General features: G+C 64.5%; 23 protein-coding genes, 1 tRNA gene and 1 pseudogene. 12 read left to right on the forward strand and 13 right to left on the reverse strand.

The features are described 5' to 3' along the window. Positions 1-476 precede the first annotated feature (476 nt). Together NJF35_RS00005 and ycaC are read left to right on the forward strand one after the other, a co-directional pair. A pseudogene (locus NJF35_RS00005) lies at positions 477-678 on the forward strand (hydrolase); the annotation flags it as partial. Positions 679-801: 123 nt separating this feature from the next. Then, positions 802-1,428 (forward strand): isochorismate family cysteine hydrolase YcaC, encoded by a 627-nt coding sequence (ycaC, locus tag NJF35_RS00010; RefSeq protein ID WP_253090557.1) that lies wholly within the window; start codon positions 802-804, stop codon positions 1,426-1,428. A gap of 84 nt (positions 1,429-1,512) precedes the next feature. Here ycaC and ychF read toward each other — a convergent pair whose 3' ends face one another. From ychF to NJF35_RS00050, 8 genes are all read right to left on the reverse strand, one after another. Continuing rightward, entirely contained in the window at positions 1,513-2,613 is a 1,101-nt protein-coding gene (ychF, locus tag NJF35_RS00015; RefSeq protein WP_225788503.1) for a redox-regulated ATPase YchF, read from the reverse strand. 22 nt (positions 2,614-2,635) lie between these two features. After that, on the reverse strand, positions 2,636-3,220 hold the full coding sequence (pth, locus tag NJF35_RS00020) for an aminoacyl-tRNA hydrolase (protein WP_253090558.1): 585 nt from the start codon (positions 3,218-3,220) through the stop codon (positions 2,636-2,638). 75 nt (positions 3,221-3,295) lie between these two features. Continuing rightward, positions 3,296-3,892, reverse strand: a complete 597-nt coding sequence (locus NJF35_RS00025) for a 50S ribosomal protein L25/general stress protein Ctc (RefSeq protein ID WP_225788505.1) — start codon at positions 3,890-3,892, stop codon at positions 3,296-3,298. A gap of 123 nt (positions 3,893-4,015) precedes the next feature. Then, entirely contained in the window at positions 4,016-4,957 is a 942-nt protein-coding gene (locus NJF35_RS00030) for a ribose-phosphate pyrophosphokinase (RefSeq protein WP_043214915.1), read from the reverse strand. Positions 4,958-5,005: 48 nt separating this feature from the next. Further along, positions 5,006-5,080 (reverse strand) — tRNA-Gln (locus NJF35_RS00035). 34 nt (positions 5,081-5,114) lie between these two features. Continuing rightward, entirely contained in the window at positions 5,115-5,960 is an 846-nt protein-coding gene (ispE, locus tag NJF35_RS00040) for a 4-(cytidine 5'-diphospho)-2-C-methyl-D-erythritol kinase (protein WP_225788506.1), read from the reverse strand. Between the two features lie 3 nt (positions 5,961-5,963). Then, positions 5,964-6,581: a lipoprotein insertase outer membrane protein LolB gene (gene lolB, locus NJF35_RS00045; protein WP_225788507.1), complete on the reverse strand. Its 618-nt coding sequence runs from the start codon at positions 6,579-6,581 to the stop codon at positions 5,964-5,966. A 2-nt stretch (positions 6,582-6,583) separates the two neighbouring features. Next, the gene (locus NJF35_RS00050; protein WP_225788508.1) at positions 6,584-8,311 is read right to left on the reverse strand and encodes a tetratricopeptide repeat protein; all 1,728 of its coding nucleotides are present in this window, start codon (positions 8,309-8,311) and stop codon (positions 6,584-6,586) included. 307 nt (positions 8,312-8,618) lie between these two features. On the opposite strand from NJF35_RS00050, the gene hemA reads away from it, so the two are divergent. From hemA to NJF35_RS00080, 6 genes are all read left to right on the forward strand, one after another. Next, positions 8,619-9,896, forward strand: coding sequence for a glutamyl-tRNA reductase (gene hemA / locus NJF35_RS00055; protein ID WP_225788509.1), 1,278 nt, complete (start codon positions 8,619-8,621; stop codon positions 9,894-9,896). Further along, positions 9,893-10,975 carry a peptide chain release factor 1 gene (gene prfA / locus NJF35_RS00060; RefSeq protein WP_225788510.1) on the forward strand — a complete coding sequence of 361 codons (1,083 nt, stop codon included), beginning with the start codon at positions 9,893-9,895 and terminating at the stop codon, positions 10,973-10,975. The genes hemA and prfA overlap by 4 nt, the downstream gene beginning before the upstream one ends. Continuing rightward, complete coding sequence (gene prmC, locus NJF35_RS00065) at positions 10,976-11,806, forward strand: peptide chain release factor N(5)-glutamine methyltransferase (RefSeq protein WP_225788511.1); 831 nt, start codon at positions 10,976-10,978, stop codon at positions 11,804-11,806. Beyond that, positions 11,800-12,555: a molybdopterin-synthase adenylyltransferase MoeB gene (locus tag NJF35_RS00070; RefSeq protein WP_225788512.1), complete on the forward strand. Its 756-nt coding sequence runs from the start codon at positions 11,800-11,802 to the stop codon at positions 12,553-12,555. The genes prmC and NJF35_RS00070 overlap by 7 nt, the downstream gene beginning before the upstream one ends. Then, positions 12,548-13,345, forward strand: coding sequence for a glutamate racemase (gene murI, locus NJF35_RS00075; RefSeq protein ID WP_225788513.1), 798 nt, complete (start codon positions 12,548-12,550; stop codon positions 13,343-13,345). Before NJF35_RS00070 ends, murI begins: the two co-directional genes overlap by 8 nt. 116 nt (positions 13,346-13,461) lie before the next feature. Next, positions 13,462-13,980, forward strand: coding sequence for an acyloxyacyl hydrolase (locus NJF35_RS00080; RefSeq protein ID WP_225788514.1), 519 nt, complete (start codon positions 13,462-13,464; stop codon positions 13,978-13,980). Between the two features lie 39 nt (positions 13,981-14,019). Here the strand turns inward: NJF35_RS00080 and NJF35_RS00085 are convergent, their stop codons facing one another. From NJF35_RS00085 to NJF35_RS00095, 3 genes are all read right to left on the reverse strand, one after another. After that, complete coding sequence (locus NJF35_RS00085; RefSeq protein WP_225788515.1) at positions 14,020-14,718, reverse strand: SDR family NAD(P)-dependent oxidoreductase; 699 nt, start codon at positions 14,716-14,718, stop codon at positions 14,020-14,022. After that, positions 14,715-16,157 carry a deoxyribodipyrimidine photo-lyase gene (phrB, locus tag NJF35_RS00090; protein WP_253090645.1) on the reverse strand — a complete coding sequence of 481 codons (1,443 nt, stop codon included), beginning with the start codon at positions 16,155-16,157 and terminating at the stop codon, positions 14,715-14,717. Before phrB ends, NJF35_RS00085 begins: the two co-directional genes overlap by 4 nt. Before the next feature lie 201 nt (positions 16,158-16,358). After that, complete coding sequence (locus NJF35_RS00095) at positions 16,359-17,345, reverse strand: NAD(P)/FAD-dependent oxidoreductase (protein ID WP_225788516.1); 987 nt, start codon at positions 17,343-17,345, stop codon at positions 16,359-16,361. 187 nt (positions 17,346-17,532) lie between these two features. Here NJF35_RS00095 and NJF35_RS00100 point away from each other — a divergent pair, with 187 nt between their 5' ends. Beyond that, entirely contained in the window at positions 17,533-18,438 is a 906-nt protein-coding gene (locus tag NJF35_RS00100; protein WP_253081216.1) for a TIGR01777 family oxidoreductase, read from the forward strand. A 13-nt stretch (positions 18,439-18,451) separates the two neighbouring features. Beyond that, on the forward strand, positions 18,452-19,465 hold the full coding sequence (gene hemH, locus NJF35_RS00105; RefSeq protein ID WP_253090559.1) for a ferrochelatase: 1,014 nt from the start codon (positions 18,452-18,454) through the stop codon (positions 19,463-19,465). A 78-nt stretch (positions 19,466-19,543) separates the two neighbouring features. Here the strand turns inward: hemH and NJF35_RS00110 are convergent, their stop codons facing one another. Together NJF35_RS00110 and upp are read right to left on the reverse strand one after the other, a co-directional pair. Further along, a complete protein-coding gene (locus NJF35_RS00110; RefSeq protein ID WP_225788519.1) occupies positions 19,544-20,818 on the reverse strand; it encodes a uracil-xanthine permease family protein in 1,275 nt (424 codons plus the stop codon). Between the two features lie 2 nt (positions 20,819-20,820). Then, the gene (gene upp, locus NJF35_RS00115; protein ID WP_225788520.1) at positions 20,821-21,459 is read right to left on the reverse strand and encodes a uracil phosphoribosyltransferase; all 639 of its coding nucleotides are present in this window, start codon (positions 21,457-21,459) and stop codon (positions 20,821-20,823) included. A gap of 164 nt (positions 21,460-21,623) precedes the next feature. Between upp and NJF35_RS00120 the strand changes: the two genes are divergently transcribed. Beyond that, complete coding sequence (locus tag NJF35_RS00120; RefSeq protein WP_225788521.1) at positions 21,624-22,181, forward strand: hypoxanthine-guanine phosphoribosyltransferase; 558 nt, start codon at positions 21,624-21,626, stop codon at positions 22,179-22,181. A gap of 99 nt (positions 22,182-22,280) precedes the next feature. Beyond that, the gene (locus NJF35_RS00125; RefSeq protein WP_225788522.1) at positions 22,281-22,751 is read left to right on the forward strand and encodes a hypothetical protein; all 471 of its coding nucleotides are present in this window, start codon (positions 22,281-22,283) and stop codon (positions 22,749-22,751) included. Positions 22,752-22,786: the final 35 nt, after the last annotated feature.

A 22,786-nucleotide genomic window follows, 5' to 3' on the forward strand; every position in this document is an offset into this window, starting at 1 on the left:
CCGGGCTTTGCTGCGCAAAGCCCGAAAGCTGGGGTATCAATTGGTGGCAGCCTAAGGTGCTTAAAAAACAGCGGGTTGCATTTTGTTTGATGAGAGCGGGCTTGCCCGCGATGGGCTGCAAAGCAGCCCCACGATTAGGCACCGCTTAACTGTCCTTTATTGGAACGATTCCGCTCCTATCCTGCTGGCCCTCTACCCAGCGTTCGCGCAATGGAACGCTGAGGCCCGAATATTGGATCTACCGAGTCCCTGCCCAGGGCACTACCGTTACTTCCGTCGTGTTCAGGAGGTCGGTGGTGAAGAAGATCCATCAGCCAATCACCTCGCCAACCGACCGCACCGAGCTGCTCCGGCCGACTGACGGTCATCCCGTCTGGCTGGCGTTGCCTACTCTGATAATCCCCACGCTGGATTCGTGGGTCCGCGGTCCTACCGCATTGGCCAGGATGGCCGGTTCTCGAAACGAGGAGAGAACGATGAGCACTTTCAACCAAGCCGCCAACTTCAATGGCCAAGTTCCCCGGATCGATCCCAGCCAGGCGGCGATGCTGCTGATCGATCAGCAGAGCGGCCTGTTCCAGACGGTCGTTGATCACCACCGCCTCCGTTCCGCAGCGTCCCAACGGCCCGCTGATCCCCGAGTTCCACGAAGCCGCGCCACACGCCCAGTACGTCGCGTGTTCTCGCATTAGCAACTGTTGATCGAAAGCTACATGAAAGCGCAGGCGGTGGTGACCAACAATGAGCTGTTGGACTCCGCACTTACCTGCCCCCCCCGAAAACCAAGCAAGGAGAACCCCCATGGGCTTCCAATACAAACGTCTGGACAAGAATGATGCTGCCGTTCTGCTGGTCGATCACCAGACCGGTCTGCTCTCTCTGGTACGGGACATCGAACCCGATCGGTTCAAGAACAACGTGCTGGCCCTGTCGGACCTGGCCAAGTACTTCAAGCTGCCGACCATCCTCACCACCAGCTTTGAGAGCGGCCCCAACGGCCCGTTGGTGCCCGAGCTCAAGGAGCAGTTCCCCGATGCGCCCTACATCGCCCGTCCTGGCAACATCAATGCCTGGGACAACGAGGACTTCGTCAAGGCGGTGAAGGCGACCGGCAAGAAGCAACTGATCATCGCTGGCGTGGTGACCGAGGTGTGCGTGGCCTTCCCGGCTTTGTCGGCCCTGGAGGAGGGCTTCGAGGTATTCGTCGTCACCGACGCCTCCGGCACCTTCAATGAACTGACCCGTGACTCGGCCTGGCGCCGCATGGAAGCTGCCGGGGCACAACTGATGACCTGGTTCGGCGTGGCCTGCGAGTTGCACCGCGACTGGCGCAACGACATCGAAGGGCTGGGCACGCTGTTCTCCAACCACATCCCGGACTACCGTAACCTGATGACCAGCTTCAATGCCTTGAACGGGGCGAAGTGATCGCGGGCGAAGCGGTTTGCCAGAAAAGAAAAACCCCTTGGGACCGTTGTCCTCAAGGGGTTTTCAGTTCGTTAAGACTGCCGCTTAGACGTTGAAACGGAAGTGCATCACGTCGCCATCCTTGACGATGTAGTCCTTGCCTTCCAAGCGCCACTTGCCGGCTTCCTTGGCACCGCCTTCTCCCTTGTACTGGATGAAGTCGTCGTAGGCCACCACTTCGGCGCGGATGAAGCCTTTCTCGAAGTCGGTGTGGATCACGGCGGCGGCTTGCGGTGCGGTGGCGCCGACACGGACGGTCCAGGCGCGGACTTCCTTCACCCCGGCGGTGAAGTAGGTCTGCAGGTTGAGCAGGGCGTAGCCGGCGCGGATCACGCGGTTCAGGCCGGGCTCTTCCAGGCCCAGGGCCTCGAGGAACATGTCCTTCTCCTCGCCGTCGTCCAGCTCGGCGATCTCGGCTTCGATCTTGTTGCACACCGGCACCACGACCGCGCCTTCTTCCTCGGCGATGGCCTTGACCACGTCCAGGTGCGGGTTGTTCTCGAAGCCATCCTCGGCGACGTTGGCGATGTACATCACCGGCTTGCTGGTCAGCAGGTGGAAGCCGCGGATCACGGCCTTTTCCTCGTCGCTCATGTGCTTCATCAGGCTGCGCGCCGGCTTGCCTTCGGTGAAGTGGGGGATGAGCTTCTCGAGGATGGCCTTCTGCGCCAGGGCTTCCTTGTCGCCGCCCTTGGCGTTGCGGGCGACCTTCTGCAGTTGCTTCTCGCAGCTGTCGAGGTCGGCGAAGATCAGCTCCAGGTCGATGATCTCGATGTCACGCTTGGGGTCGACGCTGTTGGAGACGTGGATCACGTTCTCGTCTTCGAAGCAGCGCACCACGTGGGCGATGGCGTCGGTCTCGCGGATGTTGGCGAGGAACTTGTTGCCCAGGCCTTCGCCCTTCGAGGCGCCAGCGACCAGGCCGGCGATGTCGACGAATTCCATGGTGGTGGGCAGCACGCGCTCAGGCTTGACGATCTCGGCCAGGGCGTTCAGGCGCGGGTCGGGCATCGGCACGATGCCGCTGTTCGGCTCGATGGTGCAGAAGGGGAAGTTCTCCGCCGCGATACCAGACTTGGTCAGGGCGTTGAACAGGGTGGACTTGCCGACGTTGGGCAGGCCGACGATGCCGCAATTGAAACCCATGGGAATTCCCCTCTCTAGGAAATCAGGCCTTCTGGCTGTGCAGCTCGCGCATCGCCTTGGCGAAGTCGCCAGCGAGGACGTCCGGCAGCACGCCGAGGGCAAAATCGATGCTGGCGTCGAGCTTCTCCTGCTCGGCGCGCGGTGCGCGGCCCAGGACGAAGTTGGAGACCAGTTTGGCGTCGCCCGGGTGGCCGATACCCAGCCGCAGGCGATGGAAGTCGTTCTGGTTGCCGAGCTGCGCGATGATGTCGCGCAGGCCGTTGTGCCCACCATGACCGCCGCCTTTCTTGAGCTTGGCGACGCCCGGGGGCAGGTCGAGTTCGTCGTGGGCCACCAGGATGGCCACCGGTGGGATCCGGAAGAAATTGGCCAATGCCGCCACGGACTGGCCGCTGCGGTTCATGTAGGTGGTGGGGATCAACAGACGAACATCGTGGCCCTGATGGCTGAATCTAGCCGTCAGGCCGAAATACTTGCGGTCAGCGGTCAGGGAGACGCGCTGGGCGCTGGCGAGGCGTTCAACGAAAAGAGCCCCTGCGTTATGCCGGGTCTGTTCGTATTCGGGGCCGGGGTTACCCAGGCCGACGATCAACTGGATGGCGGTCACGTCAGGAGCTCTTCCTTGGAGTTGGTGGGTTACGGCGCGGGCGCCGTAACCCGGTCAACACCGGCGCGCGAGTGATTACTCGGCAGCGCCTTCTGCAGCTTCAGGGGCAACGCGCGGTGCGTGGACGTTGGCGATGGCCTTGTCGTCACCGTGGGCCAGGGCCACGAACTCGACGCCTTTCGGAGCCTTGAGGTCCGACAGGTGGATGATGGTACCGACTTCAGCGTTGGCCAGGTCGACTTCGATGAACTCAGGCAGGTCCTTGGCTTCGCAGGAAACTTCGATCTCGTTCTCTACGTGGGAGATCTCGCCGCCTTTCTTGGTCGGGGCTTCTTCGTTGATGAAGTGAACCGGAACCTTGGCGGTCAGCTTCTGGCCAGCGACGACGCGAACGAAGTCGGCGTGCATGATGAAGCCTTTGGCCGGGTGGCGCTGCAGGGCCTTGACGATGACGTTCTGCTTGGCGCCGTCGACGTTCAGTTCGATGACGTGGCTGAAGGCCGCTTCGTTGTCGAACAGCTTGGTGATTTCCTTGGTCAGGATGGTCAGGGACTCGGCGTCCTTGTTACCACCGTAGACAACGGCAGGGATGCTGGCGGCATGACGCAGGCGGCGGCTCGCACCTTTCCCCAGGTCAGTACGCGCTTGGGCGTTCAGGATGAAATCGGTCATTTTCTTTCTCCAAATAAGCCTCCCGGATGACGCTTGCGACCAGCGTCAGGCGGGGTGGGCAAAAAAGCCCCGCCCCAACAACCTGTGTTGGGGCGGGGCGCTTTTCGTCAGCGTGCGTTCCGCTTAGCGGAACATCGCGCTGATCGATTCTTCGTTGCTGATGCGGCGTACCGCCTCAGCGACGACCGGTGCGATATCCAACTGGCGGATACGGTCACAGGCCTGAGCAGCGGCGGACAGCGGGATGGTGTTGGTCACCACCAGCTCGTCCAGCACGGACTTCTCGATGTTCTCGATCGCACGACCGGACAGTACCGGGTGCGTGCAGTAGGCGTAGACCTTGGCAGCGCCGTGGTCTTTCAGGGCCTTGGCCGCGTTGCACAGGGTGCCGGCGGTGTCGACCATGTCGTCTACCAGGATGCAGGTGCGTCCTTCGACGTCGCCGATGATGTGCATCACTTCGGAGTGATTGGCCTTTTCACGGCGCTTGTCGATGATACCCAGGTCGACGCCCAGGGACTTGGCGACGGCACGTGCGCGCACGACGCCACCGATGTCCGGGGAGACGATCATCAGGTTCTCGAAACGCTGGTCTTCGATGTCGTCGACCAGTACGGGCGAGCCGTAGATGTTGTCGACGGGGATATCGAAGAAGCCCTGGATCTGGTCAGCGTGCAGGTCGACGGTGAGCACACGGTCGATACCCACGACAGTGAGCATGTCAGCGACGACTTTGGCGCTGATGGCTACACGTGCCGAACGCGGACGGCGGTCCTGGCGGGCGTATCCGAAGTAGGGAATCACGGCGGTGATTCGGGAAGCTGAGGAGCGGCGGAAGGCGTCGGCCATCACTACCAGTTCCATCAGGTTGTCGTTGGTAGGGGCACAGGTCGGCTGGATGATGAAGACGTCCTTACCGCGGACATTTTCATTGATCTCAGCACTGATTTCGCCGTCGGAGAACTTGCCGACAGAAACATCACCCAGTGGAATATGCAGCTGACGTACGACACGCCGAGCCAGATCGGGGTTGGCATTCCCCGTGAAGACCATCATCTTGGACACGCGCAGTACCTGAAGGCTGAGGGTATACCTGGATGAGTATAAGGAAAATGGCAGGGGCGGCTGGATTCGAACCAACGCATGGCAGGATCAAAACCTGCTGCCTTACCGCTTGGCGACGCCCCTGTATCTGTTGCTGCGAGTGCCTGGCACTCGACTTCTAGATCAGACTCTGCAGCTTGCGATGCAACATCGAAACGTTGCTTCCCTTAGCCACAAACCCTGTTTGGGTCTCTGAAAGAAGGGCCAGAACTTTATCAGCTTCGGCTTTGCTTGGGAAGGCCCCAAACACGCAACTTCCAGTCCCGGTTAGCCGAGCTTCAGTGAATTTACCCAGCGAATTCAACGCATTGCGAACTTCTGGATAACTCTGCTCTACCACCGGTTGGCAGTCATTTCGACTGTTTCCCTCGGGAACGGGGCGCATCTTAAGGGGGAGGGAATCACGTGTCAACTGCGGATGTGAAAAAATTTCCGCTGTGCTGACAGACACTTGCGGCACCAGCACGACGTACCAGGGCTCCTCGGGGTCGACGGGTGTCAGCTGTTCGCCCACGCCTTGGGCGAAGGCGGCATGGCCGCGGACGAACACCGGCACATCGGCGCCGAGGGCCAGGCCCAGGGCGGCCAGGCGGTCTTCGTCCCAGCCCAGTTGCCACAGGTGGTTCAGCGCCAGGAGGGTGGTCGCGGCGTTCGAACTGCCGCCGCCGATGCCGCCGCCCATGGGCAGGACCTTGTCGAGCCAGATGTCGGCGCCGAGGAGGCAGCCGGATTGCTGTTGCAACTGGCGCGCGGCACGCACGACCAGGTTGCTGTCGTGGGGCACACCCTCGACGGCGGTGCGCAGGTGGATCCGGCCGTCCTCGCGGGGGGCGAAGCTCAGCTGGTCGGCATGGTCGAGGAACTGGAACACCGTTTCCAGCTCATGGTAGCCGTCGGCACGGCGGCCGATGATGTGTAGCCACAGGTTGAGCTTGGCGGGGGCGGGCAGGGTGAGCCTGTGCATGGTTCAGTGCCCCAGCTGGCGGGGCTGCCAGTCCTTGACCACCAGGGTGACGTCGAGGTGCTCGCCGTGCAGTTTCAGGCGTTCGGGCAGCCAGTAGCCGTTCTGCTGGGTGTAGCCCAGGTACTGCACCTGCCAGCCATCCTGGTTGAGGCTGGCCAGGCGGCTGTCGCCGTCGAGGGTCAACTGGCTCTTGCTGTCGGGGGCCGGCAGGCCGCGTACCCACCAGACCAGGTGCGAGACCGGTAGCTGCCAGCCCAGTTGCTCTTCCAGCAGGGCCTCGGGGCTGGGGGCCTCGTAGCGGCCTTGGTTGGCCACTTCCAGGACCACGCCGCCGGGGCGTCCGGTGAGGCGGGCGGCGCCACGTCCCAGCGGGCCGGCCAGGCGGATGTCGTAGTAGTCCTGGCGTTGCAGCCAGAACAGCGTGCCGCTGCCGGAGTCCCGAGGCGCGCGGATGCCGACCTTGCCGTTGATCTGCCAGCCGTCGAGGGCGGTCAGTTGTTGTTTGTGGGCTCGCCACAACTGCGGGTCGCCTTGGCCTTGCAGGGCTTCGCGGGAACCGAAGCCGGCGCAGCCGGCGAGCAGGGCGACCAGGATGAAGGTGGTGCAATGACGCAGGAACATGTCTACAGGGTCTCGGATCCGGTCAGGCGCAGGAGGGTCTTGCGCAGGATGGGGCTGTCGGGCTGGGCTTCGATGGCCTTGGCCCAGACCTGGCGGGCTTCGCGGCGTTTGCCATTGACCCAGAGGACTTCGCCCAGGTGGGCGGCCACTTCATGGTCGGGGAAACGCTCCAAGGCCTGGCGCAGCAGGCGCTCGGCCTCGTCCAGGTTGCCCAGGCGGTAGTTGACCCAGCCCAGGCTGTCGAGCACGGCGGGGTCGTCGGGGGTGAGCTGGTGGGCCTTCTCGATCAGCGACTTGGCCTCGGCATAGCGGGTGGTGCGGTCGGCCAGGGTGTAGCCGAGCGCATTGAGGGCCATGGCGTTTTCCGGCTCGCGTTCGATGATGGTGCGCAGGTCCTTTTCCAGCAGTGCCAGGTCGCCGCGTTTTTCGGCCAGCATGGCGCGGGTATAGAGCAGGTTGATGTCGTCCGGATAGCGCTTGATAGCCTGCTCCAGGACGTGCTCGGCCTGGGCGTCCTTGCCGTTGTTGCCGTAGCTTTCCGCTTCGATCAGGTAGAGCTGGATGGCGTAGTCCGGCTGCGCTTCGCGGGCTTCGGCCAGCAGGCGCGAGGCTTCGCTGGCGCGGCCGTTGGCGATGAGGATGTCGGCCTGGCGCAGTTGTGCCGGCAGGTAGTCTGGGCCCGGGCCGACCAGGGCGTACTCGCGCAGGGCCGATTCGGGGGCGTTGCGTTCCTCGTGGATACGGCCCAGGTTCAGGTGCGCGGCGTCGACGTTGCTGTCGCGCTCGACCAACTCCTGCAGGTAGCCCTCGGCTTCGTCCCAGTCCTTGTTTTCCAGGCACACCAGGGCCAGGGAGTAGCGCAGTTCATCGTCCTCGGGATACTGCTGGACGAGGCTGGCGAACTCGCCCTTGGCATCGGCGATGCGGTCTTGCTCGACCAGGGTGCGGGCGTAGGTCAGGCGCAGGCGTTTGTCGTCGGGGTTGTCGCGGATCGCCCGGCGTAGCAGCGGCAGGGCCTCGGGGCCGCGGTCCAGGGCCTGCAGCAGGCGTGCGCGCAGCAGTACCGGGGCGATTTCGCCGTGTTGCGGTGGGTGGGCTTCGAGCAGGTCGAGGGCTTGCTCGGTCTTGCCGTCCTGGTTCAACAGCAGGGCCTTGCCGAACACCAGCTGGTTGTTGTCGGGGTACTTGGTCAGCAGGCGGTCGAAGCTTTGCAGCAGGCCGTCGCGGGTGTTCTGGTCGGTTTCGGCGGCCGACAGGGCGAGGAAGTCGAAATGGGTGTCGCCTTGGCCCTGGAGCACCTTTTCCATGTAGGTCATGGCGTCGTCGTAGCGTTCGGCGCGGGCCAGCTGGATGGCGGCGGCGCGTTGGGCGTCGAGGTTCTCGGGGGCGTTGCGGGCCCAGATCAGTGCGGTGTCGAGCGCGGGTTCGTCGGCGCCGAGGTATTCGGCGATGCGGAAGGCGCGTTCGGAGACGGCGGGGTCCTGGGTCTTCTCGGCCTGGTCGACGTAGTTGGCCAGGGCGATGTCGAAGCGGTTGCGCTGGCCGGCCAGCTCTGCCACCAGCAGGCTGTAGAGCGTGTCCTGCTTGAACGATCCGTACACGGTGGGCTTTTCTGGCTCGTCCTTGCTGGCTTCGGCGACGGACGGCAGGCCCTCGGTCTTCTGCGGGGCCAGGCTCTGGCAGCCCTGGAGCAGGGCGAGGGCAAGCAGCAATGCGTAGGATCTGTTCATAAAGAGGCTTTGGATACAGGCGGTCGGAGCATGATGACACAAGCGCGAGGGCAAACCCACCAGCGATGGTCGTGGTTTATTGCACGGGGCGGTTTGTTCGGACAATCACATGCCCAGCTTGTTCGAGGCTTTCGAAATAAAGGACGCGTACTTTGGCTTTTTGTCAGAGGGGTAGGGGGCATGCGGTCTGGCGCTGGCCTGGCAAGGGCAATAGCCTGCGCGCATCGCGACAATAGCGAACGGTGGTTGTTCTGAATCCTGCGAAGTAGGACAATTATCGGCTTCTCGTCACAACCAGCGACCTTGCATGGCCTTTCTTGCACTTGGTATCAACCATAAGACTGCCTCGGTAGACGTACGCGAGCGCGTGGCGTTTACGCCAGAGCAGCTGGTCGATGCCCTGCAGCAGCTCTGCCGACTGACCGCCAGCCGCGAGGCGGCGATCCTGTCGACCTGCAACCGTAGCGAACTCTATATAGAGCAGGACCACCTGGCCGCCGACGCCGTGCTGCAATGGCTGGCCGAATATCACCAACTGAGCCTCGACGAGCTGCGCGCCAGCGCCTACATCCACGAAGACCACGACGCCGTGAAGCACATGATGCGCGTGGCCTCGGGCCTGGACTCGCTGGTGCTCGGCGAGCCGCAGATCCTCGGCCAGATGAAATCGGCCTACGCCGTGGCCCGCGAAGCCGGGACCATCGGCCCCTTGCTGGGCCGCCTGTTCCAGGCCACCTTCAGCGCCGCCAAGCAAGTGCGCACCGACACCGCCATCGGCGAGAACCCCGTGTCGGTGGCGTTCGCCGCAGTCAGTCTGGCCAAGCAGATCTTCAGCGACCTGGGCCGCAGCCAAGCCCTGCTGATCGGCGCCGGCGAGACCATCACCCTGGTCGCCCGCCACCTGCACGAGCAAGGCGTGCGCCGCATCGTCGTCGCCAATCGCACCCTGGAGCGGGCCAGCACCCTGGCCGAACAGTTCGGTGCCCATGCCGTGCTGCTGTCCGACATCCCCCAGGAACTGGCCAACAGCGATATCGTCATCAGCTCCACCGCCAGCCAACTGCCGATCCTCGGCAAGGGCGCGGTAGAAAGCGCCCTGAAGCAGCGCCGGCACAAGCCGATCTTCATGGTCGACATCGCCGTGCCACGGGATATCGAGCCACAGGTCGGTGAGCTGGACGACGTCTACCTGTACACCGTCGACGACCTGCACGAAGTGGTCGCGGAAAACCTCAAGAGCCGCCAGGGCGCCGCCCAGGCCGCCGAAGAGCTGGTCTCGGTGGGCGCCCAGGACTTCATGGCGCGCCTGCGCGAACTGGCCGCGGTCGACGTGCTCAAGGCCTACCGCCAACAGAGCGAGCGCCTGCGCGACGAAGAACTGCAGAAGGCCCAGCGCCTGCTGGCCAACGGCGGCAACCCGGAAGATGTGCTGGCGCAACTGGCCCGGGGCCTGACCAACAAACTGTTGCACGCACCCAGCGTGCAACTGAAAAAGCTCTCGGCCGAGGGGCGCGTCGATGCGCTGGCCATGGCCCAGGAACTCTTTGCCCTCAACGAGGGCTCCACGGACAAGACCCCGCAATGAAAGCGTCGCTGCTGAAAAAACTGGAGACCCTCCAGGATCGCTTCGAGGAACTCACCGCCCTGCTGGGCGATGCCGAAGTCATTTCCGACCAGACCCGCTTTCGCGCCTATTCCCGCGAATATGCCGAAGTCGAACCGGTGATCGCTGCCTACAAGGAGTGGAGCAAGGTCCAGGACGACCTCGAAGGTGCCCAGGCGCTGCTCAAGGACAGCGACCCCGACCTGCGCGAGATGGCCGTGGAGGAAGTGCGCGAGGCCAAGGAGCAACTGGTCGGCCTGGAGTCCCAACTGCAGCGCATGCTGCTGCCCAAGGACCCCAACGACGGGCGCAACGTGTTCCTCGAGATCCGTGCCGGCACCGGCGGCGACGAGGCGGCGATTTTTTCGGGCGACCTGTTCCGCATGTATTCGCGCTACGCCGAGAAGCGCGGCTGGCGCCTGGAGATCCTCTCCGAGAATGAAGGCGAGCACGGCGGCTACAAGGAGATCATCGCCCGGGTCGAGGGCGACAGCGTCTATGGCAAGCTCAAGTTCGAGTCTGGCGCGCACCGTGTGCAACGGGTACCGGAAACCGAATCCCAGGGTCGCATCCATACCTCGGCCTGCACCGTGGCGGTGCTGCCCGAGCCGGACGAGCAAGTGGCGGTGGAGATCAACCCGGCCGACCTGCGCATCGACACCTACCGCGCCTCGGGCGCCGGTGGCCAGCACGTCAACAAGACCGACTCGGCGATCCGCATCACCCATCTGCCCACCGGCATCGTGGTCGAATGCCAGGAAGAACGCTCCCAGCACAAGAACCGTGCCCGCGCCATGGCCTGGCTGTCGGCCAAGCTCAACGACATGCAGACCAGCGCCCAGCAGAACGCCATCGCCAGCGAGCGCAAGCTGCTGGTCGGCTCGGGCGACCGCTCCGAGCGCATCCGCACCTACAACTATCCACAGGGCCGGGTCACCGATCACCGTATCAACCTGACCCTGTACTCCCTCGACGAGGTCCTGGCCGGTGGCGTCGATGCCGTGATCGAACCCTTGCTGGCCGAATACCAGGCCGATCAACTGGCCGCCCTGGGAGACTGAATGACCATCATCGCCAGCCTGCTGCGCAACGCGCAGTTGCCGGATTCCCCGACCCCGCGCCTGGACGCCGAGCTGTTGCTGGCGGCTGCCCTGGGCAAGTCGCGCAGCTACCTGCACACCTGGCCCGAGCGGATCGTCAGCAGCGAGGCGGCCGAGACTTTCGCCGGCTACCTGGAGCGCCGCCGAGCCGGTGAGCCGGTGGCCTACATCCTGGGGCAACAGGGCTTCTGGAAGCTCGACCTGGAAGTGGCGCCGCACACCCTGATCCCACGTCCGGAGACCGAGCTGCTGGTGGAGGTGGCCCTGCAATTGCTGCCCGCTACGCCGGCACGGGTGCTCGACCTGGGCACCGGCACCGGCGCCATCGCCCTGGCCCTGGCCAGCGAGCGCCCGGCCTGGCAGGTGACGGCGGTGGATCGGGTCGAGCAGGCCGTGGCCCTGGCCGAGCGCAACCGCCTGCGTCTTGGCCTGGGCAATGTCCAGGTACGCGCCAGCCACTGGTTCGACAGCCTGGCGGGTGAGCGCTTCGAGCTGATCCTGAGTAACCCGCCCTACATCGCCGCCGAGGATCCGCACCTGGCGGCCGGTGACGTGCGCTTCGAGCCGAGCAGTGCGCTGGTGGCGGGGCAGGATGGCCTGGACGACCTGCGGGCGATCATCGCCCAGGCGCCGCAGCACCTGCAGCCTGGCGGCTGGCTGCTGCTCGAACACGGTTACGACCAGGCTGCGGCGGTGCGCGAGCTGTTGGCTGGCCATGGTTTCACCCGCGTGGCCAGTCGCCTGGACCTGGCCGGTCATGAACGTATCTCCCTGGGGTGCCTGCCATGCTGAGTGATCAGGAACTGTTGCGCTACAGCCGGCAAATCCTGCTGGCCCAGGTGGATATCGACGGCCAATTGCGCCTCAAGCAGGGCAAGGCGCTGGTGGTCGGCCTCGGTGGGCTGGGCTCGCCGGTGGCACTGTACCTGGCGGCGGCGGGTGTCGGTGAACTGCACCTGGCCGATTTCGACACGGTCGACCTGACCAACCTGCAACGCCAGATCATTCATGACAGCGCCAGCGTCGGCATGAGCAAAGTGGATTCGGCGCTCCAGCGCCTGCAGGCGATCAACCCCGAGGTGAGGCTGGTCGCCCATCGCCAGGCCCTGGACGAGGATTCGCTGGCGGCTGCCGTGGCGGCGGTCGACCTGGTGTTGGATTGCTCCGACAATTTCGCCACCCGCGAGGCGGTCAATGCCGCCTGCGTCGGCGTAGGCAAGCCGCTGGTCAGCGGGGCGGCGATCCGCCTCGAGGGGCAGTTGTCGGTGTTCGACCCGCGCCGTGACGACAGCCCCTGCTACCACTGCCTGTATGGCCATGGCAGCGAAGCCGAGCTGACCTGCAGCGAAGCCGGCGTGCTCGGGCCGCTGGTGGGGCTGGTGGGCAGCCTGCAGGCGCTGGAGGCGCTCAAGCTCTTGGCCGGCTTCGGCGAGCCGCTGGTAGGACGGCTGCTGCTGATCGATGCCCTCGGCACGCGCATGCGCGAACTGCGGGTCAAGCGCGATCCGGCCTGTACCGTCTGTGGCGGCCGGCATGGCTGAACGCTCGGCGCCGGTCGGGGTGATGGACTCGGGGGTCGGCGGCCTGTCGGTGCTAGCCGAGATCCAGCGCCTGCTACCCAACGAGTCGCTGTTGTATGTCGCCGATAGCGGCCATGTGCCCTACGGCGAGAAGTCGCCCGACTACATCCGTGAGCGTTTGCGGCGCATCGCCGGGTTCTTCCACGAGCGAGGTGTCAAGGCCATGGTCCTGGCCTGCAACACCGCCACCGTGGCGGCTGTCGCCGATCTGCGCGAGTTGTACCCGGGGTGGCCATTGGTGGGCATGGAGCCTGCGGTCAAGCCGGCGGCGGCGGCGACCCGCTCCGGCGTGGTCGGCGTGCTGGCCACCACCGGCACCTTGCAAAGCGCCAAGTTCGCTGCCTTGCTCGACCGCTTCGCCAGCGACGTGCGGGTGGTCACCCAGCCCTGCCCGGGCCTGGTCGAATGCATCGAGGCGGGCGATCTCGGCAGCCCACGGTTGCGCGAGCTGCTGCGAGGCTATGTGCAGCCCTTGCTGGCCGCGGGCTGCGACACCCTGATCCTTGGCTGCACCCACTATCCTTTCCTGCGCCCGTTGCTGGCTGGCATGGTGCCGGCGGACGTGGCCATCATCGATACCGGCGCCGCTGTGGCGCGGCAGTTGCAGCGCCTGCTTGGGGCGCACGACCTGCTGGCCGAAGGGCCAGCGCGGGATACGGCGTTCTGGACCAGTACCGATCCTGAATCTCTGAAAAAGATCCTACCTGTGCTGTGGCATAAGTCCGACAGTGTGCAAAGCTTTCCGCTATAGCTAAACGCAAGAAGCCGCGTTTCAAGCTGAACTATCGGACTACTGCCGATTTCTACCGATTTGCCTGCGATGACGGGCGAACACCAACGACAGCATCAGGAAGAAGGATGTCTCTCATGAAGAAACGGCTTGGCTTGGCGGCGCTTGCCGCTTTGACTTTGGGGCAGGGGTTGTTGGCGCAGGCCGCCGACATTTCGTTTTCGGTGGGGCAGAGCGGTGACTCCACCATGGTCTACCGGTTGGGGATGCAGTCGAACTGGGATGCCAGCTGGTGGCAGACCAGTGTAGGGCGGCTGACAGGCTATTGGGATGGGGCCTACACGTATTGGGATGGGGACGACACCGCCAGCAATCACAGCCTTTCATTCGCCCCGGTGTTCGTCTACGAGTTCGCCGGCGAGTCGGTCAAACCCTACATCGAGGCCGGTATCGGCGTCGCCGTGTTCTCCAGCACCGAGCTGGAGAGTAACCAGCTGGGCTCGGCCTTCCAGTTCGAGGACCGCATCGGCGTCGGCCTGCGTTTCGCCGGTGGGCATGAGGTCGGTATCCGTGCCATCCACTACTCCAACGCTGGTATCAAGCAACCCAACGACGGTGTCGAGAGCTACGCCTTGCACTACCGCATGCCGCTTTGACCCTGGCGGCCACCCTGGTCGAGGGTGGCCGACCGCTTCTCAATGGGGCAGGGGCCACAGGCTGTTCAGGCTCAGTGCCTCCAGCACCAGTTCCGGTTCCCGTTGTGGCAGACGCTGCAGCAGTGCCTGGGCAGCGCGGTATGGCGTCCATTGCTCGGGGATGGCCCGGGCCGGAGTTACCGGTGTCGTCAGCGACTGTGGCGCCACCATGGCCAGGTCGATGCCGAGGGCGTGTAGGGTCTGGCGTTGTTCGCGGAACCACTGTGGCAGGTTGTTGACCCCGCTTGGCGGCTGGGCGGGGTCGTGCAGTTGCAATGTGGTGCAGGGGCTGAAGATCGCCATGACCTGGGGCGCATCGCCCTTGACCAGCAAGGGCAGGGCACCGGCCAGGCAGTGCTCGCTGGCAAGCAGGTTGCTCGTGACGATCGCTTCGAACAGTTCGTCGGACGCCTGCGCCTGCGGCAGGTAGTCGCAGCTGCCGGCGTTGACGATCAAGCCGTCCAGCGTGCCCCACTCCGCCTGCAGGCGCGCCGCGGCGAGGTGGGCCTGGGCGGCGTCATGCAGGGGGGCGGGCAGGCGTAGCAGTTGTCCTGGATGATGCGCCTCGAGGTCATCCAGCTCTCGGCACGGCTTGCCACTCGTGGCGACGTGGCAGCCCTGTTCGAGCAACCCTTGCACCAAGGCCAGGCCGAGCCCGTTGGTTGCCCCTGTTACCCAGAAACGACGCAAGTTTCTCAAGATTCAACCCTCTGATCCTGCCAGCCGGACAGGCCCTTGAAGGCTGCCAATGCCCGCTGGCGACTGCTGCTGAGATCTACGATCGGACTGTGGTAGAAACGTGTAGCAATAAAGTCGGCAGATTTCATCGGTTCATGAATGAATTTTTCATCCAAACCCTGAAGCTCCGGCAGCCATTGGCGAAGGAAGTTCCCGCCTGGGTCGAAACGTTGTGATTGAGTGATCGGATTGAACAGGCGGAAGTATGGCACCGCATCGGTTCCGCTGGAGGCGCTCCACTGCCAACCGCCATTGTTGGCGGCCAGGTCGCCATCGATCAGGTGACGCATGAAATGGCGCTCGCCGTGGCGCCAGTCGATCAGCAGGTTCTTGCTCAGGAACATGGCGACGATCATGCGCAGGCGGTTGTGCATCCAGCCGGTGTGCAGCAACTGGCGCATGGCCGCATCGATGATCGGAAAGCCCGTACGGCCTTCGGCCCAGGCCTCGAAGTCATCGGGGGCGTCGCGCCAGGGGAGGGCGTCGGTGTGGGCGCGGAAGGCCCGGTGCCGACAGACCTGTGGATAACCTACCAGGATGTGCTTGTAGAACTCTCGCCATAGCAGCTCGTCGAGCCAGGCTTGCACGCCGCTGCTGCCACTGTCGAACGCCCCGCCGTTGGCGTTCAGGGCTGCATGCAGGCATTGCCGTGGCGAGATCACCCCGGCGGTCAGGTAGGGCGAGAGTTGGCTGGTACCGGCCTTGGCCGGCAGGTCGCGCAGGTGTGGGTAGTCCTCGACGGTTTCATCGAGGAATCGGGACAGCCGGCGCCGTGCTTCGGACTCCCCGGCCCCCCAGTGCGCGATCAATGCCGTTGTCGGGGTGTCGAAACCCTCGATACGCGTGGGCACGGGGTCGCTGGCGATGCCCAGCGGCGCCTGGGGCCGGGCTGGGGCGGCCAGGCTCGGCAGGTTGTGGTGCAGGTGCTCCAGGCAGGCCTTCCTGAACTGGCCGAATACCTGGAAACATTGGCCGTTGCGGGTCGTGATGCTGCCGGGGCGAAACAATGTCTGGGCCAGGTAAGCATGGCTGGCGATTCCGGCACTGGCCAGCAGGGCCCGGGTCGCCGTGTCGCGTCGCTGTTCATTGACCCCGTATTCCTCGTTCCAGTGCACGGCCCCGACAGAGTACTGGCGGCAGACGCCGAGCAGGGCTCCGGGGGCTTCGCTCCATAGGCTGGCCTGGCGGATCAGCAGCGGGATACCGAGCGCTTCCAGCGAGTGGCGCAGCTCGCGCAGGTTACGCAGCCAGAAGTCGACCTTGCACGCGGCATCGTCATGGGCCTGCCATTGACCGGGGCTGACCAGCCACACGGCGAGGGTGGGCCCGTGCGCGCAGGCGGCGCTCAGGGCGGTGTTGTCGGCGATACGCAGGTCACTGCGCAGCCAGATCAGCTGCAGGTTGGGTTTCATCCTTGGCTCGTGGGTCACTGTGAGTGCTGCAAAGACGCAGGCCTTGCATGGGGATCGTTGTGTGCGCCCAGGCGTATCCCGATACTGTCAGAAGACTTGTACTGAAATATTTTGTGTATAACGTTATAGGCTAATTAATGTAGCCAAAAACTTACGCAAGATGATTTTCTTGTATAGGTTTGCGTGCCATCAATCAAGGTGTTCGAGCAACCGCCGTGCAGCTTCCTGGCCACTGAGCCAAGCGCCCTCGACGCGGCCAGACAGGCACCAGTCGCCGCAGGCATACAACCCCTGGTCGGCGTCAGCCAGGGCGCCCCACTCGTGGTTGCTCGCCGGGCGCGCATACAGCCAGCGGTGCGCCAGGGCGAAGTTCGGCGCAGGGACCACGCAGCCGACCAATTCGGCGAACTCTCCCCACAGCTGTTCGATGACATCTTCCTTGGGCAGGTCGAGGTGATGCTTGCTCCAGCCCGAGGTGGCGTGCAGTACCCAGGTGTCGAGCTGTTCGTCGCGCCCGGGCTTGCTGCGGTTGCGGGCCAGCCAGTCGAGCGGGTTGTCCTGCACGAAGCAGCCTTGCATGGGGGTGTCGAGGGCGGTCTGGAAGGCCAGGGCCACGGCCCAGGTCGGTTCCATCTGCACCCCGGCGGCGACGGCGGCGAGCTTGGGCGTGCTGGCCAGCAAAGGGGTGGCCTGCGGCGCGGGCACGGCGATCACCACGCGGCTGAACGGGCCATGGCTGCAGCCCTCGGTGTCCTGCAGGTGCCAGTACTGCTTGCCGCGAAAGACTTCGGCGATGCGGCAGCCGAAATTCACCGTGACGTCCTTGAGCAGCCCACGGGTGATGGCGCTCATGCGGGGCACGCCAACCCAGCGCGTCTGTTCGTCGGGCGAAGGCGTCAGCTCGCCGTCGCGGTAGTTGTACAGCTGGGGTTTCCACTGTTCGGCCCAGCCGGCGGCGACCCATTGCTGGACCTGCTCGACGAAGCGCCGGTCGCGCGCGGTGAAATACTGGGCACCCAAGTCCAGCGCACCGGCCTCGCTACGCTTGCTGGCCATGCGTCCGCCGCTGCCATGGCCCTTGTCGAACAGGTGGACGGTCTGCCCGGCCTTTTGCAGGGCCTGTGCGGCGGAAAGACCGGCGATCCCGGCTCCGATGATGGCGATAGGTACTGTCATGATGGCCTCTTCGAACCTTGCTGGAAGCAGACTACGCTGTCAGGCAAACCTGTACAATGCACCACTTTTGTATAAGGTTATTCCGCTCGATAGGACAGGTTGGCCTATGTTTATCCGAGAGCGTTCGGTCAAAAAAGTGCCTTGTTCTTAAAAATAGACCACGGCCGCAGACTGCGAGGATACAGCCATGCATATATTGCTGACCGGCGGTACTGGCTTGATCGGCCAGCATCTCTGCCAGTTCTGGCGCGGCCAGGGCCATCGCCTGACCGTGTGGAGCCGACGTCCGGAGCAGGTGCCCAAGCTGTGTGGTACAGGTGTGCGCGGCATCGCCCAACTGGAGGAACTGGCGCCGGACGACGCCGTGGACGCGGTGATCAATCTCGCCGGCGCGCCTATCGCCGATCGGCCCTGGACCGCGGCGCGGCGAACGTTGCTCTGGGCCAGCCGTATCACCCTCACCGAGCGCCTGGTGGCCTGGTTGGAAAGCCGCGAACAGCGCCCCGAGGTGCTGATCTCTGGCTCAGCCGTGGGCTGGTACGGCGACGGTGGCGAGCGTGAGCTGACCGAGGCGTCGCCGCCGGTGAAGGAGGATTTCGCCAGCCAGTTGTGCATTGCCTGGGAAGAAACCGCGCAACGTGCGCAAGCGCTCGGTATCCGCGTGGTACTGGTACGTACCGGGCTGGTACTGGCCAGCGATGGCGGCTTTTTGTCGCGCCTGCGCCTGCCGTTCAAGCTGGGGCTGGGCGGGCCCTTGGGTGACGGTCGGCAGTGGATGCCGTGGGTTCATATAGAAGACCAGGTCGCCCTGATTGATTTTCTCTTGCAGCACAAGGACGCCAGCGGTCCTTATAATGCCTGCGCACCGGAACCTGTGCGCAACCGCGAATTCGCCAAGCGCCTGGGGCGGGCCTTGCACCGGCCGGCCTTCCTGCCGGTGCCGGCGCCGTTGCTCAAGGCCGGCCTGGGCGAGCTGTCGACCCTGTTGCTCGGCGGCCAGCGCGCCCGCCCGGTGCGCTTGCTGGCGGCGGGCTTCACGTTCCGCTTCAACGATCTGCAATCGGCCCTGGGCAACCTGTCCAGTCGCCTCTGACATAGGACGCTGCATGACCGATCACGCCCTGCTGCTGGTCAACCTGGGTTCACCGGCCTCCACTTCTGTGGCCGACGTACGCCGTTACCTCAACCAGTTCCTCATGGACCCCTACGTGATCGACCTGCCCTGGCCTGTGCGGCGTCTGCTGGTGTCGCTGATCCTGGTCAAGCGCCCGGAGCAGTCGGCCCATGCCTATGCCTCGATCTGGTGGGACGAGGGTTCGCCCCTGGTGGTGTTGACCCGGCGCCTGCAGGCGGCCATGGCCGAGCATTGGCCCCATGGCCCGGTGGAGATCGCCATGCGTTATGGCGAGCCGGCCCTGCCCGAGGTGCTCGAGCGCTTGGCGGCCCAGGGTGTGCGCAAGGTGACCCTGGCGCCGCTCTATCCACAATTCGCCGACAGCACCGTGACCACGGTGGTGGAGCTTGCGAAAAAGACCATTGCCGAGCGTCAGCTGTCGCTGCAGATGCGCGTGCTGCAGCCGTTCTATGACCAGCCCTGCTATATCGACGCCCTGGCGACCAGCGCCAGGCCTTACCTGGAGCAGGGTTACGATCACCTGCTGCTGAGTTTCCACGGCTTGCCCGAGCGCCACCTGAAGAAGCTCGACCCGAGCGGCAAGCATGACTTCCAGGCGCCCGATTGCTGCAAGGACGCCAGCGCCGAGATGCGTGCGGTGTGCTATCGCGGGCAGTGCCTGGCCACTGCCAAGGCGTTCGCGGCGAAGATGGGGATCCCCGATGGCAAGTGGTCGGTGTCGTTCCAGTCGCGCCTGGGCCGCGCCAAGTGGATCGAGCCCTATACCGAGACGCGTCTGGACGAGTTGGGCAAGGCTGGGGTGAAGAAGTTGCTGGTGATGTGCCCGGCTTTCGTTGCCGATTGCATCGAGACGCTGGAGGAGATTGGCCTGCGTGGTAGCGAGCAGTTCGTCGAGGCGGGGGGGGAGGAGTTGGTGCTGGTGCCTTGCCTGAACGATCACCCGGAATGGGCGAGGGTGTTGGCGGGGATGTGCGAGGCTGCCTGAGTTCCAGGCTGCCGATCCTAGACTTTTACCACCGCCATTGGGGCCGCGATGCGGCCCCAGCATTGCCTGCCCTGGCGATCAGGGCAACTGATCGTCCAGCTTCTTGTGCTTCCAGCTGTCGTTGCCCGGCAGGATCAGGTTCAGGGCAATCGCCACCACGGCGCACAGGGCGATGCCTTTCAGGCCCCAGTCGTCCGGGCCGTCGCCGCTGCCGATCAGCACGCCGCCGATACCGAACACCAGGGTGACCGAGACGATCACCAGGTTGCGCGCTTCGGCCAGGTCGATCTTGTGGCGGATCATGGTGTTCATGCCCACCGCGGCGATCGAGCCGAACAGCAGGCAGAGGATACCGCCCATCACCGGTACCGGAATGCTCTGCAGCAAGGCGCCGAACTTGCCGATGAACGCCAGGGCGATGGCGAAGATCGCCGCCCAGGTCATGATCTTCGGGTTGTAGTTCTTGGTCAGCATCACCGCGCCGGTCACTTCGGCATAGGTGGTGTTGGGCGGCCCGCCGAACAGGCCGGCTGCGGTGGTGGCCAGGCCATCGCCGAACAGGGTGCGGTGCAGGCCGGGCTTTTTCAGGTAGTCGCGGCCGGTTACGCTGCCTACCGCGATCACCCCGCCGATGTGCTCGATCGCCGGGGCCAGGGCCACCGGGACGATGAACAGGATCGCCTGCCAGTTGAATTCCGGGGCGGTGAACTTCGGCAGCTCCAGCCAGGGCGCGGCGGCGATCCTGGCGGTATCGACCACGCCGAAGGCGAACGACAGGGCAAAACCCACCAGCACACCAGCGATGATCGGCACCAGGCGGAAGATGCCCCTGCCGAACACGGCGACGATCAGCGTGGTCAGCAGCGCCGGCATGGAAATCAGCATGGCGGTCTGGTATGGCACCAGTACGCTGCCGTCACCGGCCTTGCCCATGGCCATGTTGGCAGCGATCGGCGCCATGGCCAGGCCAATGGAGATGATCACCGGGCCGATCACCACCGGCGGCAGCATGCGGTCGATGAAGCCGGTGCCTTTGATCTTCACCATCAGGCCCATGAAGGTGTAGACGAAACCGGCCGCCATCACACCGCCCATGGTGGCGGCCAGGCCGAACTGCCCCTTGGCGAGGATGATCGGGGTGATGAAGGCAAAGCTCGAGGCCAGGAACACCGGGACCTGGCGGCCAGTGACCAGTTGGAACAGCAGGGTGCCGAGGCCGGCGGTGAACAGCGCCACGTTGGGGTCCAGGCCGGTGATCAGCGGCATCAGCACCAGCGCGCCGAATGCCACGAAGAGCATCTGCGCGCCCGAGACGACCTGGCGCCAGAGCGGGTCGTTGAAGCCGTCCTGCATGGTCAGGCGTCCTTCTGCTTGGTGCCGAAGATCTTGTCGCCGGCATCGCCCAGGCCGGGGATGATGTAGCCATCGTCGTTCAGGCGCTGGTCGATCGATGCGGTGTAGATCCGCACGTCCGGGTGGGCCTTTTCGACGGCCTCGATACCTTCCGGCGCAGCCACCAGGACCATGGCGCGAATGTCGCGGCAACCGGCCTTCTTCAACAGGTCGATGGTGGCGACCATGGAGCCGCCGGTGGCCAGCATCGGGTCGATGATCAGCGCCAGGCGCTGGTCGATTTCCGGGGCGAGCTTTTCCAGGTAGGTGTGGGCTTCGAGGGTTTCTTCGTTGCGTGCGACACCCACGGCGCTGACCTTGGCGCCGGGGATCAGGCTGAGCACGCCGTCGAGCATGCCGATGCCGGCGCGCAGGATGGGCACGACGGTGATCTTCTTGCCGGCGATCTTCTCGACCTGCACCTTGCCGCACCAGCCGTCGATTGCGTAGGTTTCCAGCGGCAGGTCCTGGGTAGCTTCGTAGGTCAGGAGGGCGCCGACTTCCTGGGCGAGTTCGCGGAAATTCTTGGTGCTGATGTCGGCACGGCGCATCAGGCCGAGCTTGTGGCGGATCAGCGGATGGCGGATCTCACGAGTAGGCATGGGGGAGGGCTCCGGGAGGCGGGCAAAAAAACCGCGCTAGATTAATCTATTCAGCCTTGGCTGTCGTGCAGTCATTCAGCACGTTAGTCCATAAATGCTTGATCTGTGCCGAGCGGATGCGTACCTTTGCCCGCTTTTCCGATTCCGAGCCCCTGGAGAGCGCCATGTCCGCCGATCTCGAGCATATCCGCCAAGTCATGCACGAGGCTGACTGCCTGTACAACGAAGCCGAGGTCGAGGCGGCCATCGCCAAGGTCGGCAAGCAGATCTGCCAGGATCTGCACGACAAGAACCCGGTGGTCTTCTGCGTGATGAACGGCGGGCTGATCTTCGCCGGCAAGCTGCTGACCCACCTGCAGTTCCCGCTGGAGGCCTCCTACCTGCACGCCTCGCGCTACCGCAACCAGACCAGCGGCGGCGAGCTGTTCTGGAAAGCCAAGCCGGAGATCTCGTTCATCGATCGCGACGTGCTGATCGTCGACGACATCCTCGACGAAGGCCATACCCTCAGCGCCATCATCGATTTCTGCAAGCACGCCGGCGCGCGCTCGGTGCACACCGCCGTGCTGATCGACAAGGAGCACGACCGCAAGGCCAGCCCGGACCTCAAGGCCAACTATGTGGGCCTGCCCTGCATCGATCGCTACATCTTCGGCTACGGCATGGACTACAAAGGTTACTGGCGCAACGCCAACGGCATCTTCGCGGTCAAGGGCCTGTAGGCTGCACGGGCCTGCCTCTGAGGGGTTCGAGCGGGGGGGGGCGGGCCGCGATAGCCAACAGGGCATGCTAGAGTGCCTCCTCATGCCAAGGAGCCTCACATGCGTGCGATTTTCCCCCTCTTGCTGGCGGTGAGCCTGCCGCTGTCCGCTGCACCGTTGCACAGCCAGTTCCTCCCGCCTGACGACCTGTCCCTGCGCCAGGAAGCGCCGACAGCCCAGCAGCTGCTGCAGGTCACCGACTATTCGGTGGTGGCCGGCATCCAGCGCCAGTCCGACCAGCAACCGATTCCGATCACCTCCTCGCTGCTGCTACGCCTCAAAGGCAAGCCGCTGAGCAAGGGCGCGACCATCGCCCAGGTGCTGGTCAACTTCGACGGCGAAGGCGGCAAGAGCCTGAAGAAGCCGGTCTACGATCCGAAGAAGCGGACCCTGACCCTGAACTACCCCCTTGCCGATTACCGGGTGATCATGGACCTTTTGCGCAACGAGACGTTGTACGTGCAGTTCCTCAGCTACCCCAATGGCCATGTCTGGGCCGACCTGCATACCGGTACCGTACGTACGCGTTGAGGCACGTGGGCCGTGGGGGGTACACTGCCGGCCTT

Source organism: Pseudomonas guariconensis, assembly GCF_024127895.1.
GTDB lineage: Bacteria > Pseudomonadota > Gammaproteobacteria > Pseudomonadales > Pseudomonadaceae > Aquipseudomonas > Aquipseudomonas guariconensis_B.